At 72.5% G+C, this 14,999-nt stretch carries 14 protein-coding genes and 1 pseudogene; 9 read left to right on the plus strand and 6 right to left on the minus strand.

The window, feature by feature from the left end:
• Window positions 1-18: 18 nt before the first annotated feature.
• From ACFJGV_RS01335 to ACFJGV_RS01350, 4 genes are all read right to left on the minus strand, one after another.
• Window positions 19-822, minus strand: a complete 804-nt coding sequence (locus tag ACFJGV_RS01335) for a TIGR03943 family putative permease subunit (RefSeq protein WP_378146235.1) — start codon at window positions 820-822, stop codon at window positions 19-21.
• Window positions 815-1,861, minus strand: coding sequence for a permease (locus ACFJGV_RS01340; RefSeq protein WP_378146237.1), 1,047 nt, complete (start codon window positions 1,859-1,861; stop codon window positions 815-817). The genes ACFJGV_RS01335 and ACFJGV_RS01340 overlap by 8 nt, the downstream gene beginning before the upstream one ends.
• A 98-nt stretch (window positions 1,862-1,959) precedes the next feature.
• Window positions 1,960-2,946: a D-erythronate dehydrogenase gene (gene denD, locus ACFJGV_RS01345; protein ID WP_378146238.1), complete on the minus strand. Its 987-nt coding sequence runs from the start codon at window positions 2,944-2,946 to the stop codon at window positions 1,960-1,962.
• The gene (locus tag ACFJGV_RS01350; protein ID WP_378146239.1) at window positions 2,934-4,253 is read right to left on the minus strand and encodes a peptide synthetase; all 1,320 of its coding nucleotides are present in this window, start codon (window positions 4,251-4,253) and stop codon (window positions 2,934-2,936) included. Before ACFJGV_RS01350 ends, denD begins: the two co-directional genes overlap by 13 nt.
• 50 nt (window positions 4,254-4,303) lie before the next feature.
• On the opposite strand from ACFJGV_RS01350, the gene ACFJGV_RS01355 reads away from it, so the two are divergent.
• The 7 genes and pseudogenes from ACFJGV_RS01355 (at window position 4,304) to ACFJGV_RS01385 (ending at window position 10,524) form a co-directional block, all read left to right on the plus strand.
• Entirely contained in the window at window positions 4,304-5,086 is a 783-nt protein-coding gene (locus ACFJGV_RS01355; protein ID WP_378146241.1) for an alpha/beta fold hydrolase, read from the plus strand.
• Between the two features lie 62 nt (window positions 5,087-5,148).
• Window positions 5,149-6,349, plus strand: a pseudogene (gene chrA, locus ACFJGV_RS01360) (chromate efflux transporter).
• 119 nt (window positions 6,350-6,468) lie between these two features.
• The gene (locus ACFJGV_RS01365; protein ID WP_378146242.1) at window positions 6,469-7,071 is read left to right on the plus strand and encodes a sigma-70 family RNA polymerase sigma factor; all 603 of its coding nucleotides are present in this window, start codon (window positions 6,469-6,471) and stop codon (window positions 7,069-7,071) included.
• Window positions 7,068-8,060: an anti-sigma factor gene (locus ACFJGV_RS01370; RefSeq protein WP_378146244.1), complete on the plus strand. Its 993-nt coding sequence runs from the start codon at window positions 7,068-7,070 to the stop codon at window positions 8,058-8,060. Before ACFJGV_RS01365 ends, ACFJGV_RS01370 begins: the two co-directional genes overlap by 4 nt.
• Window positions 8,057-9,145, plus strand: a complete 1,089-nt coding sequence (locus ACFJGV_RS01375; RefSeq protein WP_378146246.1) for an NAD-dependent epimerase/dehydratase family protein — start codon at window positions 8,057-8,059, stop codon at window positions 9,143-9,145. Before ACFJGV_RS01370 ends, ACFJGV_RS01375 begins: the two co-directional genes overlap by 4 nt.
• Window positions 9,142-9,801: a glycosyltransferase family 2 protein gene (locus ACFJGV_RS01380; RefSeq protein ID WP_378146248.1), complete on the plus strand. Its 660-nt coding sequence runs from the start codon at window positions 9,142-9,144 to the stop codon at window positions 9,799-9,801. The genes ACFJGV_RS01375 and ACFJGV_RS01380 overlap by 4 nt, the downstream gene beginning before the upstream one ends.
• Before the next feature lie 75 nt (window positions 9,802-9,876).
• Complete coding sequence (locus ACFJGV_RS01385) at window positions 9,877-10,524, plus strand: DUF2064 domain-containing protein (protein WP_378146249.1); 648 nt, start codon at window positions 9,877-9,879, stop codon at window positions 10,522-10,524.
• Window positions 10,525-10,681: 157 nt separating this feature from the next.
• Here the strand turns inward: ACFJGV_RS01385 and ACFJGV_RS01390 are convergent, their stop codons facing one another.
• Entirely contained in the window at window positions 10,682-11,143 is a 462-nt protein-coding gene (locus ACFJGV_RS01390) for a hypothetical protein (protein ID WP_378146251.1), read from the minus strand.
• Window position 11,144: 1 nt separating this feature from the next.
• The gene (locus ACFJGV_RS01395) at window positions 11,145-12,410 is read right to left on the minus strand and encodes a molybdopterin-dependent oxidoreductase (RefSeq protein ID WP_378146252.1); all 1,266 of its coding nucleotides are present in this window, start codon (window positions 12,408-12,410) and stop codon (window positions 11,145-11,147) included.
• Between the two features lie 152 nt (window positions 12,411-12,562).
• On the opposite strand from ACFJGV_RS01395, the gene ACFJGV_RS01400 reads away from it, so the two are divergent.
• Together ACFJGV_RS01400 and ACFJGV_RS01405 are read left to right on the plus strand one after the other, a co-directional pair.
• Window positions 12,563-13,234, plus strand: coding sequence for a hypothetical protein (locus ACFJGV_RS01400; protein ID WP_378146254.1), 672 nt, complete (start codon window positions 12,563-12,565; stop codon window positions 13,232-13,234).
• A gap of 158 nt (window positions 13,235-13,392) precedes the next feature.
• The gene (locus ACFJGV_RS01405; protein ID WP_378146256.1) at window positions 13,393-14,979 is read left to right on the plus strand and encodes a glycosyltransferase 87 family protein; all 1,587 of its coding nucleotides are present in this window, start codon (window positions 13,393-13,395) and stop codon (window positions 14,977-14,979) included.
• Window positions 14,980-14,999 lie beyond the last annotated feature (20 nt).

Here is a 14,999-nt window from a genome sequence, read left to right on the forward strand (position 1 = left end):
GAACTCGGCATTCACAGGTCAGTAATCGTAGGGGTTGCTGGGCTGGTCGATGGGCTCGAGCACGGCGGGCGTCAGGGTGTACGCGGCCGTGCTCGCCGAGACGGTGTTCGGCGAGAACGTGCCCGAGACGTGCACCCAGGCGCCCTCCTTCGCGGTGTCCTGCCATCCGGGGCTGTACACCGGCACACCCGCGGGCTGGGCGTCGACCGCGCAGCAGGTGATCACGTAGCGGGCGACGTAGAACATGTCCGGACTGTCGGGAGAGGCCATCACGAAACCGGTGAGGTCGGCCGACCGGCCATCCGCGAAGTCGCCGCCCTGGCGGAGCACCGAAGCCCAGTCCTTCACCGTGAAGGAGGCGGTGTCGGCGCCGGTCAGCAGCTCGGTCGAGGGCGCGGAGACCGTCGTGGCGTTGTCGAGCTGCGCGGTGCTCGCCGAGGTCGTCGACAGCGTCGAGGGCGGGAACACCACGAGCACCACGGCCGCGACGGCCACGGCGGCCAACGTGCCCGCCGAGGCGAGCGCCCGGCGGACGGGGGAGCGGCCCGGCGCCGTGAGCTCGTGGCCGTGCCCGTCGTCGTGGCCGTGCCCGTCGTCGTGGCCGTGCCCGTCGTCGTCCGCTGCTCCGTCGCTGCGACGGGGGACGAAGGCGAACGCGGCGATGACGGCTGCACCCGCGATGACCGCCATCACGACGGTGAACACGAAGTACCGCGGGTGGATGTACAGGCCGAGGCTTCCGTCGACGGCGAGCCAGAGGATGGCGGCCACCCCGAGCAGGCTGATGACGACGCCGCGCCAGCGTTCGAGCAGTCTAGACAAGCAGGTTCACCCCGAATCCGAGGACGAGCGTGGTGAGCGCCACCACGCTGACGAGCACGACGAGGGCTCTCGTCGTGAAGGTCGTGCGCATCATCGCGATCATCTTCACGTCGACCATCGCGCCGAACACCAGGAAGGCCACGATCGATCCGGGGGTGAAGGTCGCGCCGAACGCGAGGATGAAGAACGCGTCGACGTTCGAGCAGATCGCGACGATGAACGCGAGGCCCATGAGCGCGAGAACCGACCAGATCGGGTTCGCGCCCAGCGCGCCCAGCAGATCGCGGGAGACACCCACCTGGATGGCGCCGGCGATCATCGACCCGATGACGAGGGCGGGCAGCATGGTCGCGGTCTCCTCGGCGAATCCGGCGACGGCCCGGCGCATCCGCCGACCGCTGACCGGGTGGTCGCGGTGCACCTGGCACGACGCCGAGAACTCGGGGGTGAGGAGCCGCTCGGGCTCGGGGTGGCGGCTGAACAGCCAGCCCACGAGGTTGGCGATGACGAAGCCGCCCACGATGCGGCCGGCCAGGATGCCGTCGCTCCACCCGAACGCCTGGTACGTGGTGATGATGGTGACCGGGTTGAGGATCGGCGCCGCCAGCAGGAACGTCGCCGCCTCGGGGACGCCGACGCCCTTGATCACGAGACCGCGGGCGAGGGGCACGTTGCCGCACTCGCAGACGGGGAGCAGCACGCCGAGCAACGAGAGGACGGCGCGGCGTGCGGTGCGATTGCGGGGGAGGAGGCGGTGGATCACCCGGTCGGGCACCCAGATCTGCACGATGACCGAGAGCAGCACGCCGAGGAACACGAACGGCAGCGACTCGATGATGACGCTCGTGGCGAGGGTCACGAAGTCGCGGAGCGCCTCGGGCAGCGACAGGTCGTCCCAGCCCGCGGTGATCGAGCGCACTCCGATCAGCGCGGCGAGGGCCGCGATCCCGACGCCGAGCCCCAGCATCGTGCTGCGGCGACCGGGGCGCGCGGTACCGGCGCGGGCCGGCCCGCGGCGGGTGAGGAGGTCGCCGGTCACCCGCACATCGTACGGGGGCGCGCTTCGGCGCATCCTCTGCCTTCGGTGGGTGTGCTTCGGTGCGGGCACGTCCGCGAGACCGGTCGTCCGATCGTCGGTCAGGCGAGGAACTCCTCGATCACCGCGTCGAAGGACGCGACCGGAGCCAGGCCCAGCGCGGCGGCCCGGTGCGTGTGGAAGCGCGACGGCCAGGTGCCGACGATCGCCTCGACGGCAGGGTCGGGGATCCAGCCGACGAGGGCGGCCGCCTCGGGCCCCCCGACGCGCTCGAGTGCCGCGACCATCTCGCGCGGGGTGGTCGTGAGGGCGGGCAGCGACATCGCGGTCGTGCTGCCCCACGTGGCGTCGTCCACCTCGAGTGCGCGCAGGAGTCCGGCGAGCGTGGTCGAGGGGGACGACAGCGCGACGGGCATGTCGGGATCGACCGGGCAGACGGCGCGGGCCCCGGCGAGCGGCTCACGGATGATCCCGGAGAGGAAGCTCGATGCGGCCGCGTTCGGCCTGCCGGGCCTGACCGCGACGGTCATCAGGCGCACGCTGCGCCCTCGCACGAGCCCACGGCGGGTGTAGTCCGTGACGAGGTGCTCGCCGATCAGCTTCTGGATGCCGTAGCTCGACTGCGGGGTCGGCAGCGTGTCGTCGGCGATCACGCCGAGCGGCGCGAGCGCCGGGTCGCGGCCGAACACGGCGAGCGAGCTCGAGAACAAGAGCACGGGCGGCGTCCGCCAGCGGCGTGCGGTGTCGAGGAGCGCCCGCAGCCCGTCGAGGTTGCCGCGGAGCCCGGCGTCGAGGTCGACCTCGGCCGCTCCGCTCACGACTCCGGCGAGGTGGACGACCGCGTCGGGCTCGCCCTGGCCGCTCGCGTGCCCGATCCCGCCGAGCACACGCGCATCGTCGAGTGAGCCGACCACCGCCGTGACGCGCGGATCGCGTGCGAGGTCGTCCGCCGGCGCGACCACGTCGAGCAGCACGAGCTCTGTGACCTCGGCGGGGGCGCTGCCACCCACCCCGACCGGCGCCGCGAGGAGACGACGGGCGAGGAGGGTGCCGAGGAAGCCCGATCCGCCGGTGATCAGGATGCGCATGCGTGCTCCTTCAGCTCGATCTCGAGCGCGTCGAGCCAGCGGCCCAGGCTGTCGCGCGCCTCCGCCGTGTCGGGGTAGCGGCAGCGCAGGTGCATGCCCGAGGCGTTCACGATGAACCAGATCATGACGGCGTCGGTGGAGATGACGGCGGAGACGTACTGGGCGTCGAGCTCGGCGGGGATCGCGACGGGCAGGCGTCGGACGTCGAGCCACGACATCGCGAACATCCCCGGCGGCTCCACCATGCCGCCGTACGGCGCGAGGATGGGCGCGAGCGGGTAGCCGCCGAGAGTGATTGCCCTCGCGACGTCGGCGCCGCAGGCGACCGGGTCGGGATCGTCGCACTCGAGGATCGAGTTCGTGATGAACCAGCCGACGGAGTGCCTCCAGCGCTCCTCGAAGCGGCTGTGCACGGGGAACACGGCGCGCAGCGGCGCGTCGGCGAGGCGCCGCGTGACGGCCGCGAGCGCGGAGGTGGCCAGCGCCAGTGCGCGGATCCCTCGCGCCCGCGCGGCGGTCTCGAACCGCGCCAGCTCGTCCGGGCCGAGCACGTCGCGGATCTCGACCACGGCCTCCCGCGGCTCGCGGAGCGTCCCCAGCGGCAGGGGGAACGCGGGCATGACCCCGCCCGTGCCCGCGAGCACGGCGTCCCAGCCGCGGTGCACGTGGTCGGGCGCCGGGGGCATGGCCGCGAGTGCGGCGGTGTGCTCCGCGAACGCGGGCAGGGGGAGAGCCGAGTCGACATCGACGTCGGCGATCGCGGAGCCGGGCTCGTCGAGTTCGGCGAGGAGGTCGCGACCCAGCACGGCGAGCGACCACATGTCGACGTGGGCGTGGTCCGACGCGATGACGCACATCGCACGCCGGTCGGCCTCCCCGTCGCCGGGCTCCACCAGACAGAGCAGGTGCGACGGTGCGGCGAACGGCCGGCACTCGGCATCGAGCACACCGCGCAGCACCGCGCGAGCATCCTCACCCGAGCCGACCGGATGCTCGGACCAGCCGGCGGAGGTCACGTCCGTCTCGTGCAGCCGCAGTGTGTCGTCGTCGCGCGAGAACACCGTGCGGAGCGTGCCGTGCCGCGCGACCACTCCGAGCCACGCTCGTTCGAGCGTCTCCGCCGTGGTCGGATGCGGAAGGCGGAACGCCAGCGCCATCCACGACCCGGGGCGGTCACCGGCGCCGACGTGCCGTCCCTGATCGAACGACACCGGCACCTCGCGGAGCGGATCGCCGGCCGCTCGCAGGCGCAGGCTGCGCAGTCGACCGGCCGACAGCGACATCTGGGCGACGGTGGTGAGGCGCATGGCGTCGTAGTGTAGGGATCCACGGTTTCCAACAGATTGCGGGGTCGCCGGTGCCGGTACTCGAGGTCGGCGACGCGAGCATCGACTACGAGATCGAGGGGTCCGAGGGGCCTCTCGTGGTGCAGCTGCACGGACTCACCTCCAGCCGCACGCGCGACGCGCTCCTCGGGCTCGACCTCGGTCGCTCGCTCCGCGGTCACCGCATCCTGCGCTACGACGCTCGGGGGCACGGGCGGTCCTCCGGGTCGGAATCGGAGTCGCACTACGGATGGCGTGCGCTCGCGGGAGATCTCCTCGCGCTGCTCGACCACGTCGCCCCGGGGGAGCAGGTGCACGGCGTCGGACCCTCGATGGGCACCGGGACCCTGTTGCACGCCGCCGTGCGCGACCCGGAGCGCTTCGCCACCCTCACCCTGGTGACCCCGCCCACGGCCTGGAAGCGCCGTCGGGATCAGGCGGCGATCTACCTTCGGAACGCCGACCAGGTGGAGCGACACGGCTCGGTCGCGCTGGTCGAGTCGGGCAGCACGGCCCCCGTGCCGCCCGCGCTCGCGGATGCTCCGCTCACCCGGCCCACCGTGGCCGAGGAGCTCCTCCCCACCGTGCTCCGGGGGGCCGCGACGACGGACTTCCCGTCGAAGAAGTCGATCAGACGGATCGAGACGCCGACCCTCATCCTGGCCTGGACCGGTGACAGGACGCATCCGGTGAAGACCGCGAACACGCTCGCCGAGCTGTTGCCGCACAGCCGGATGGTGCTCGCGCGCACGCCCTACGGGGTCATGGCGTGGCCGGGGCTCTTCGCGGAGCATGTGACCCTGCACGAGGAGTAGCGCGACCCCGGCGCGACACCTCGACCGGATAGGGTTCGCGCGTGACCTCGGCCGCCGACGACATCACCACCTCCCGCGCAGGCACGCCGTGGGAGGTCTTCCGCGTCTTCCTGCGCCTCGGGGTCACCTCGTTCGGCGGGCCCATCGCGCACCTCGGGTACTTCCGCGACGAGGTCGTCACGCGGCGCCGCTGGCTGGGCGACCGCGAGTACGGCGACCTGGTGGCCCTGTGCCAGTTCCTGCCCGGCCCGGCCTCCAGCCAGGTCGGCTTCGGTCTGGGCCTCCTGCGGGCGGGGCCCTTCGGCGCGCTCGCGGCGTTCGTCGCCTTCACGCTCCCGTCGGCGATCCTCATGGTCGCGTTCGCGTCCGGCGCCTCCCTGTTCGAGGGACCGGTGGGCGGCGGCATCCTCGACGGTCTCGCGATCGTCGCGGTGGCCATCGTCGCGCAGGCGGTCTGGGGGATGGCCCGCACCCTCGCGCCCGACGCCCGGCGCGCGGGCATCGCCGTCGTCGCGGCGGTGATCGCCGTCGCCTTCGCCGGGTCGGTCGGCCAGATCGGCGCGATCGTGCTCGGGGCCGTCGCCGGGCTCCTTCTCTGCCGCGCCGCGCCCGCGGACGCCGCCGACCTCATCCGCTTCCCCCGTCGCCCGATGGGCGGGCATCACCTGCCTCGTGCTCTTCGTCGTCCTGCTCGTGGGCATGCCTGTCGTGGTCGCCCTCACGGGGTCGGATGTCCTCGACCTGTTCGACGCCTTCTACCGCGCGGGCGCCCTCGTCTTCGGCGGCGGGCACGTCGTGCTCCCTCTGCTGCAGGCGGGGGTGGTCGACACGGGCTGGGTCTCGGACGGGCAGTTCCTCGCCGGGTACGGCGCGGCACAGGCGGTTCCCGGCCCGTTGTTCACGTTCTCGGCCTACCTCGGTGCCCTCTCGAGTGCGGGTCCCGGAGGGATCGCGGGCGCCGCGATCGCCCTCGTCGGCGTGTTCCTCCCGGGGTTCCTGCTGCTCACCGGTGTGCTCCCGTTCTGGAACGGATTCCGGCGGCGCCCGTGGGCCCAGGCGCTCCTGCGCGGAGCGAACGCGGCGGTCGTGGGCATCCTGGCCGCGGCGCTGTACTCGCCCGTCTTCACCACCGCGATCGTCGGGCCGGCGGAGTTCTGCCTCGGCCTGGTGTGCTTCGTGCTGCTGGTCGCCTTCCGGCTGCCCGCCTGGGCCGTGGTGCTGGTGGGCGCGGCGGGCGGCGTCGTGCTGGCGCTCCTGCCCTGAGCTCCCCCTGCTCCGGCCGGGTCCTGCCGAGACCAATCCGCTCACTCGCTCGCTCCGAACCTCCTGTTGAAGACGCGGGATCACGACCCGGTCGCGGACTTCGAGAGGGGTTTCCTGCAATGCTGAGGATCGTGAGCAGCGACGAACCATCCCCCGGCCATACCGGAGATCCGGTGGCCGTGCCGCTCGAGGACCTCATGGCCGCGGTCGCCCAGGGCGACCAGCAGGCGTTCAGCGCCCTCTACGACAGGACCGCGTCGCGGGTGCTGGGTCTCGTCCAGCGTCTGCTGATCGACCATGCGCAATCGGAGGAGGTGACCCAGGAGGTGTTCTTGGAGGTCTGGCGCACCGCGCCCCGCTTCGACGCCACGCGAGGCAGCACCATGTCGTGGCTTCTCACGATGGGTCATCGCAGAGCCGTCGACCGCATCCGCTCGTCTCAGTCGAGCCACGATCGCGACGAGCGGATCGGCATCCGCGACCTCGACAGCGCCTACGACGTCGTCGCCGAGACAGCCGAGATCCGGATCGAGAACGAACGGGTCAAACGCGCCCTCGCGCAGCTCACCGAGCTGCAGCGGCAGGCGATCGAGATGGCGTACTACGGCGGGCTCACCCACACCGAGATCTCCGCGACGCTGTCGGTGCCGGTGGGCACCGTCAAGACCCGGCTGCGCGACGGGATGATCAGGCTCAGGGACGCGATGGGAGTGATGGCATGACCGGCGATGGACAGCGACCCGGCGACGACCTCGACCGGTCGGCTTCGGCTGCCGCGCACGCGCTCGATGCGACGGAGCGCGAGGAGGCGGCGGCCGTGGAGCGCGCCGCCGAGGGATCGGTCGCGGCTCGCGGAGAGCTCGACGCGTTCCGCGAGACCGCGGGGATGCTCGGGCTCGCCGCGGTCCCCGTCGAGCCGACGGCGGAGCTCAAGGCCGACCTGATGGCGAAGATCGCCCTCACGCCCCAGGATCGTCCGGACGCCGAGAGCACGCCCGACGTACGCGAGGCGGACCACGACTCCGAGTCCGGCATGCCCGGGGAGACGACCCCGCAGGCCGACTCCGGGCTGGCTCGGCTCGGTCTCGTCGACGCCGTGCCGCTCCGGGCCGATGACCCGCTGCTCGCGTTCGAGCCTGAGCGCGACCCCGAGGCCGATCCGACCCTCCCCGCAGACAGCGTTCCTGCCTCGGGCACGCCTGCCACCGCCTCGCCGGCGGAGCAGCGCGCTCAGCGTCGATGGTTCTCGCGTCCCGCGGTGCTGCTCGGCGGCGTGGCCGCCGCGGCCGCGCTGCTCCTCGGCGGCGGCGTGGTCGGCTCCGCGATCACGACCTCCGTCTCCGACACCTCGGCGGTGACAGCGTCGGCGGAGCAGCTCGCCGCCATCACGTCGGCGCCCGACTCGAAGTCGGCCCGGTCGACGATGGAGGACGGCAGCTCCGCTACGGTCGTATGGTCCGAGTCGATGGGCCGGTCGGCCGTGCTCGTCGACGGGCTGAGCGCCCTGCCGAGCGACCGGACCTACGAGGCCTGGTACGTCGGCGCCGATCAGGTCGTCGCGGCGGGCACGTTCCAGGCGGGCGACAGCACCACGTGGCACGTGCTCGACGGCACGATGACCCAGGGTGCCGCGATCGCCGTCACCGTCGAGCCGGCGGGCGGCTCGGACCAGCCGACGTCGGTCCCGATCCTGGTGGTCGAGAGCGCATGACCCGGCTGCTCGTCACCGGGGGCGCGGGTTTCATCGGTGGCGAGATCGTCGCAGCCGCGCTCGACGCCGGGTGGGACGTGCGCGTCCTCGACTCGTTCCGCGCCGACGTGCACGGTCCCGACGCCTCGGGAGACGCGAGCGGCACGGGTACGCCGATCGATCCCCGCGTCGAGGTCGTGACCGGCTCGGTCACCGACCCGGCCGACGTCGCCCGCGCCCTGGCAGGGGTCGACGTGGTGTCGCACCAGGCCGCCAAGGTCGGCCTCGGCGTCGACTTCTCGGATGCGCCCGACTACGTCACCAGCAACGTCACCGGCTCGGCGGTTCTGCTCGCCGGGATGGCGGACGTCGGGATCCGGGCGCTCGTCCTGGCATCCTCGATGGTGGTCTACGGCGAGGGCGCCTACCTCGGACGGCACGGTCTGACCCGACCGCCCGCGCGGGCGAGAGACGACCTCGACGCCGGACGCTTCGATCCGCTCGACCCCGAGACGGGTCTCCCGCTCGAGCCGACGCTCATCGACGAGGCGGCCCCGCTCGATCCCCGCAACGTCTACGCCACGACCAAGCTGGCCCAGGAGCACCTGGCGTCCTCGTGGGCGCGCTCCGTCGGCGGATCCGCCATCGCGCTGCGCTACCACAACGTCTACGGACCGGGCATGCCGCAGAACACGCCCTACGCGGGTGTGGCCTCCCTCTTCCGCTCGGCGATCGAGCGCGGGGAGGCGCCGCGGGTGTTCGAGGATGGAGCCCAGCGGCGCGACTTCGTCCACGTCCGCGACGTCGCCCGGGCCAACCTGGCGGCCCTCGACGCCGTGCAGACCGGCTCCGACGCCTTCCGGGCGTACAACGTCGGCAGCGGCCACGTGCATACCGTCGGCGAGGTGGCCTCGGCGCTCAGCGCGGCCGCCGGCGGGCAGGAACCGGTGGTGACGGGGGAGTACCGCCTCGGCGACGTGCGCCACATCACCGCGTCGTCGCGGCGCATGGCCGACGACCTCGGGTGGCGTGCGACCGAGTCCTTCGACGACGGGATGCGCGAGTTCGCGAGCGCTCCGTTGCGCGCCGCCGTGGTGTCACGATGACGGCGGACGTCGACGTCGTCCTGCCCGCCCTCGACGAGGCGGGCGCCCTGCCGTGGGTGCTCGGCCGGTTGCCCGCGGGGTACCGCGCGATCGTGGTCGACAACGGCTCCAGCGACGGCACGGCCGAGGTGGCGGAGGCGCACGGCGCGACGGTGGTCCGCGAGAGCCGCCGCGGCTTCGGTTCGGCCGCTCACGCCGGGCTGCTCACGGCCACGGCCCCCCTGGTGGCGTTCTGCGATGCGGACGCCTCGATGGATCCGGCCGAGCTGCCCCGGCTCGTCGCCCCCGTCTCGGAGGGGCGTGCCGATCTGGTGCTCGGACGTCGGCGTCCGAGCGTGCGCGGCGCGTGGCCGCCGCACGCGCGCCTGGCCAACCGCGGGCTGGCCCGGCTCATCCATCGCGCGACGGGGCTGCGGCTGCACGACCTCGGCCCGATGCGCGTCGCCCGGAGGGAGGATCTGCTGGGCCTCGACCTCCGTGACCGCCGCAGCGGCTATCCGCTCGAGATGCTGCTCCGCGCGTCGCGGGCGGAGTGGCGTGTGCTCGAACTCGACACGTCGTACGCGCCTCGGGTCGGGCGCTCGAAGGTCACGGGGACGGTGCGCGGCACGATCGGCGCGGTGCGCGACATGTCCCGCCTCCTGAGAGCGGGCTGAACGAAGCCTGTTCCCTCCCATCCGACTCGGCGTCGGCAGCGAATGATCGATGCAACCGTTTCCGAGGAGGTCGCCGTGGTCGCCGCAGTCGTCATCGCCAAGGAGTGCGTTCCGGGCCGGGTCAAGACCCGCCTGAACCCGCCGCTCAGTCTCGAGCAGGCGGCGCAGGTCGCCTCCGCGAGCCTCGCCGACACCGTGGATGTGATCTCGACGCTCCCCTTCACGCGGCGCATCATCGCGTTCGCGGGCGAGAACGCTCCCGTCCCGGGCGACTGGGAGGTGCTGCCGCAGATCGCGGGGACCCTCGACCTGCGCCTCGGCGCCGTGTTCGACTCGGTCGCCGAGCCGATGGTGCTGATCGGCATGGACACCCCTCAGGTGTCGGCGAGACACCTCCTTCCGCTGCTGCGTCACTGGCCCGACGACGCCGACTCGATGTTCGGCCCGGCGCTCGACGGCGGGTTCTGGGCGCTGGCCATGCGCGAACCCGACGGCGACCTCATCCGCGGAGTCCCCATGTCGCAGGACTTCACCGGTCGCGCCCAGCTGGCGCGGCTGCACGCCGCCGGTCACCGGGTGCGGATGCTGCCCCCGCTCGACGACGTCGACACCATCGACGACGCCCTGCGCATCGCGCAGGAGGTGCCCCGCACCCGCTTCGCGGCCGCCGTGCGCGCCGCCGTCGGCGGCATCCGCTCTCTCGAGGTCCCCGCGACCGCCTGAGTCCGCGCAGCCCCGCCCGATCCAGCCCGGCCCGTGCCCGATGCGGGCCGGGCCGGGCCGGGCCGTTTTCGCTGCCTGCATGGCTTCTCGCGTGGTCAATGGCCCGGCGACACGCCATACAGGCAGCGAAACCAGGGGGTGGTATCCGCAGTGCGCCTCAGGAGGCCGCGCGGCGCGAGCCGTCGCCGGAGCCGGCGCGGCGCGAGCGGGAGCCCAGGGCGATCGCCAGGCAGACCAGGGCCGTGAGCACCGCGAGCGCGGCCCACATCCACGCCAGCCGCACGCCGTAGTCGAACGGCACCACCGTGGGGTTCGGGTTGCCGATCGTGGTGGCGCGGATCTCCGGCGCGACCACGAGGGTGAGCACCGCACCCACGACGACCGCCACCTGAGCCACCACGAGGTACACGGGCCGGATCCGGCGACCCGTGCGCCGCAGCACCACGTCGACACCGAAGGCGACGGGGGCCAGCACACCGTCGTGGATCACGATGGCCGCGATCAGCCACGCGCCCACGCCCACGATCTGCGGCACGGTCTGGTCGGACGCGAGCACGACGGCGCCGAGCGCGATGGCGGCGGCTCCCACGGCGATGAGGATGCGTCTGGTCCAGATCACGTCAGTCCACCTCGATCCGCGCGAGCCACTTCGTCTGCAGCACCCCGGGCCGCCCGGGCGCGATGATGCGGGCGGGATAGCCGTGCTGCAGGTCGAGGTCCTGGCCGTCGAGCCGGAGGGCCACGAGCGTGGAGGGGTCGGAGGAGTACTCGCCGCCCATACGGGTCTGCCGGTAGGCGCCCTCGGCTTCGAGGCTGGTCAGCGTGAGCGGCGCATCCGGATTCGCACCGACCTCGTCGAGCAGCCTACGCACCGGGACGCCGGTCCAGGTGGCGGTCTGGCTCCACCCCTCGACGCACGCGATGGGGAGGTCGGCGGTGGTCTGGGGCAGGGCGAGCAGCTGCTCGCGAGTGAACGCCCTGGTGGTCGCCCCGGCCGTCACCACGAGCGCCCAGCCGGGGTCGAGTGCCGACTCCGTCACCGCGGCCTGCTCCGCCGTCCGGTTGACGGGGAGCGACTGCGGCCCGAGGCCCTGCTTCCGGGGCGCGAACACGTTGATCGGATCGAGCACCCGGAACGACTGCCCCGCGGTGAGGGCGACGACGCCCACCACCGACGCGCCGACCGCCGTGAGGAATCCGCGTCGCGACACCTCCGGGGAGCGCCGCGGGGTGGCGTCGATCCAGCGGAACACGCGGCCCGTGAGCCCGCGCGCCTCTGCTGACGCCGTGGGTGCCGGCGGCTCCGACGCCGACTGCGATGCCGTCGACGCCGCCGGCTCGACCTCATCCTCCCGATCGCTGGCCGCCGACGACCGCGTCGTCCAGTGCCGAGCGATGACGGGCAGCTTCACCCCGATGTGCACCGCGAGCGAGCCCACCACCACGAACGCGAGCGCGAAGTGCACCTCACGGAAGCCGAACGGCCACGGATACCACTGGAAGGTGTTGACCAGTCCGATCGAAACCTCGACGAGCGACGCTCCCACGAACAGCGCGATCGAGGCGCGCTCGACGAGGTGCAGCGGGCCGCGCACGAGCGGCGTCTGGAACAGCTGCGGGTAGACCGCATAGAGCTTGCCCAGGAGCAGGGGGAGGCACGCGATGCCCGCGGTGACGTGGATGCCCTGGGTCACCTGATACAGCCACGCCGGCGACGGCGAGAACCGCATCCAGGGCAACGGCTCCTGGAGGAAGTGACTGTAGAGGCCGGTGGCGAAGCAGACCAGGAACGCGGCCCCGAGCAGCCTGCCCACGACCACCGCCATGCGTGGTGTGCGCGACGGCGTCGCGAGCGCGATCCGCGTCCGATGGAGCAGTTCTCGCATCCCCGCCTCCTCTCGTCGGTTCGGTCCAGAACGGATTCGGATCCGAACCTGAAAACGGGCTGGGAAACAGCGATCCGGACCAGTCCGAAGCGACCGACCGTCCCGAACCCTCGGCGTCCGGCAATCGCCACACGAAGTGAGGAATGACAACAATGCGTACTTTCACGAAGGCCGTCATCGGAGCCGCTGCTGCGGGAGCCCTCGCGTTCTCGCTCGCCGCCTGCTCGGGATCCAGCTCCTCCGACACCGGGGCCGCCTCGAGCCCGTCTGCCTCGTCCACCCCGACGCCCGTGGCGTCGATCCCGAAGCTCACCGGTGAGATGACCCAGGTCACGGTCGACAAGGGCTTCCTCGACGCGCTCACGTCGCTCGGGCTCACCCCGGGCGTGGTCGGCACGGGCACGCTGACCGACGGCGTGCTGAGCTTCCCGATCACGGGCGGCAACGTCGACTACTACGACCCGAACCAGTCCTACCGCCCCTACGTGCAGGGTGAGATCGACCACGAGGGCTCGGGTCTCTCGCTCAGCGCCGGTGGCACCACCGTCGAGCTGACGAACTTCACGATCGACCCCGGCACCTCGAAGCTGTACGGTGACGTCGCGGCCAACGGCACCTCCGTCGTCAAGCAGGCCTTCCTGTTCGACCTCGACGGGTCGACCCTGAAGCCGCTGCAGACCTCCGGTGACACCGCGATCCTCGAGGGCACCACGGTGCACGTCTCGGCGGATGCGGCGGCCCTGCTGAACAAGACCTTCAACACCGACGCCGTCAAGGAGGGCCTCCTCGTCGGCGTGGCGAAGATCACCGTCAACACCAAGTAGTGCCCGCGGCCACGCCGGGGGTGTCAGCTCGAAGGAGCGGCACCCCCGGCGTCGTCGTGTCGCCGCCCCGATCGAGTCAGGAGCATCCCCGTGACAGAGCCAGGGCGGCACCCCCGGCGTCGTCGTGTCGCCGCCACGATCGAGTCAGGAGCATTCCCGTGACAGAGCCAGGACGGATCGCACGGCTCCGCCGCAGCGCCGTCGCGCTCGCCGGTTCGCTCGCGGTGGCCGTGGTGATCGGGCTCATGGCGTCGCGGATGCAGCTCTTCGACGGCTCGCAGGCGCCCGCGTTCCTCGTCACGACCCTCCTGGCCTGGCTGCTCTTCGGCCTCGCGATGGCGCTGCTCCGACGAGTGCCGGATCGCGCCGTGCCCGCGGTGGTGCTCATCGGAGCCGTCTTCGTGGGCGGCGCCGCACTCGCAGGGCCGCCCAACACGAGCACCGACTCGGCGCGCTACAGCTGGGACGGCATCCTGCAGAACGCGGGCGTCTCGCCCTACGCCGAGGTGCCGGCGGCGGAGGCGCTCGCGCCGTATCGCACCGACTGGCTGTTCCCCACCACCAGGATCTTCGAGAACGGCACCCTCGAGTGCGCGGGTCTGCGGATCGACAACACCCGGACCGTCCCGGGAGACCTGCCGCTGTGCACGGCGATCAACCGCCCCCAGGTGCCTACGATCTACCCGCCCACGGCCGAGCTGTACTTCGCCGCCGTCCGCGCGGTCGTGCCCGTCGAGGCCGAGTACTGGCCGTTCCAGGTGGGGGGCCTGCTCGTCTCGCTGGCGGTGACCGTCATGCTGCTCCTGGCGCTGCGGCGGCGAGATGCACGGGAGAGCGCGCGGGGCGGCGCGGGGGAGAGCTCAGCGGGGGAGAGCACGGGGGAGCGCGCGCGGGGCGGCGCGGGGGAGAGCTCAGCGGGGGAGAGCACAGGGGAGCGCTGGCGGAGTGCGCGCTGGGCGGCCGCCTGGGGATGGTGCCCGTTCGTGGCGACCGAGGCGGTGACGAACTCTCACGTCGACGTGCTCGGGGCGGCGCTCGCACTCGCGGGCAGCCTCGTCGTCGTCTCCGCCGTCCGGCGCAGGAGGCCCGGCGTCGTCGATGCCACCGGGCGCTCGACGCCCGGCGCACGGGAGCGCCTGCGCCTCCTCCTCGGCGGGATCCTGCTCGGGGCGGCGGTCGCGACGAAGCTCGTGCCGGCCATCGCGATGCCTCCGCTCCTGCGCGTCCGCGGGGCCTGGCTCATGGTGATCGCGTCCCTCGGCGCCTTCGCCGCCCTGTACATCCCGTTCGTCGTGCAGTCGGGGCCGGGCGTGCTCGGATATCTGCCCGGCTACCTGGGGGAGGAGGGGTACGAGGACGGCAGCGCCTTCGCGCTGATCTCCCTCGTCGTGCCGGGGCCGCTGGCGGTCGTCCCCGCCGCGATCCTGCTCGCCGTCACCGCCGTGCTCTGCCTCCGCCACGCCGACCCGGCGGCGCCGTGGGTCGCCCAGACCGTCCTCATCGGAACGACCCTGATCGTGGTGAGCCCGCGCTACGGCTGGTACGCGCTGCTGCTCATCCCGTTCATCGTGCTGAGCAGACGCTGGGAGTGGTTCGTCGTCCCGCTCGCCCTGTCGCTCGACGTGATCGCGCAGTCGGTGCTCTTCACGCGACTCAGTCTCCTCGTCGCCGCCACGGTGGTGCTGGGCGGCTGGACGATGCGACGTGCGCTCCCCGATGCCTTCCGGCCGGTGTCAACCTCCTGAGAAGAATTCCCCTCGGGGCA

Origin of the sequence: Cnuibacter sp. UC19_7 (assembly GCF_042699995.1) — a bacterium.
In the GTDB taxonomy this organism is placed as follows: domain Bacteria; phylum Actinomycetota; class Actinomycetes; order Actinomycetales; family Microbacteriaceae; genus Cnuibacter.

Excerpts from the sequence above, each read along its gene's own strand:
- denD (WP_378146238.1), bottom strand. The coding sequence starts at position 2,946 with ATGCGCATCCTGATCACCGGCGGATCGGGCTTCCTCGGCACCCTCCTC.
- ACFJGV_RS01350 (WP_378146239.1), bottom strand. The coding sequence starts at position 4,253 with ATGCGCCTCACCACCGTCGCCCAGATGTCGCTGTCGGCCGGTCGACTG.
- ACFJGV_RS01365 (WP_378146242.1), top strand. The coding sequence starts at position 6,469 with ATGCTGAGGATCGTGAGCAGCGACGAACCATCCCCCGGCCATACCGGA.
- ACFJGV_RS01370 (WP_378146244.1), top strand. The coding sequence starts at position 7,068 with ATGACCGGCGATGGACAGCGACCCGGCGACGACCTCGACCGGTCGGCT.
- ACFJGV_RS01375 (WP_378146246.1), top strand. The coding sequence starts at position 8,057 with ATGACCCGGCTGCTCGTCACCGGGGGCGCGGGTTTCATCGGTGGCGAG.
- ACFJGV_RS01380 (WP_378146248.1), top strand. The coding sequence starts at position 9,142 with ATGACGGCGGACGTCGACGTCGTCCTGCCCGCCCTCGACGAGGCGGGC.
- ACFJGV_RS01395 (WP_378146252.1), bottom strand. The coding sequence starts at position 12,410 with ATGCGAGAACTGCTCCATCGGACGCGGATCGCGCTCGCGACGCCGTCG.
- ACFJGV_RS01400 (WP_378146254.1), top strand. The coding sequence starts at position 12,563 with ATGCGTACTTTCACGAAGGCCGTCATCGGAGCCGCTGCTGCGGGAGCC.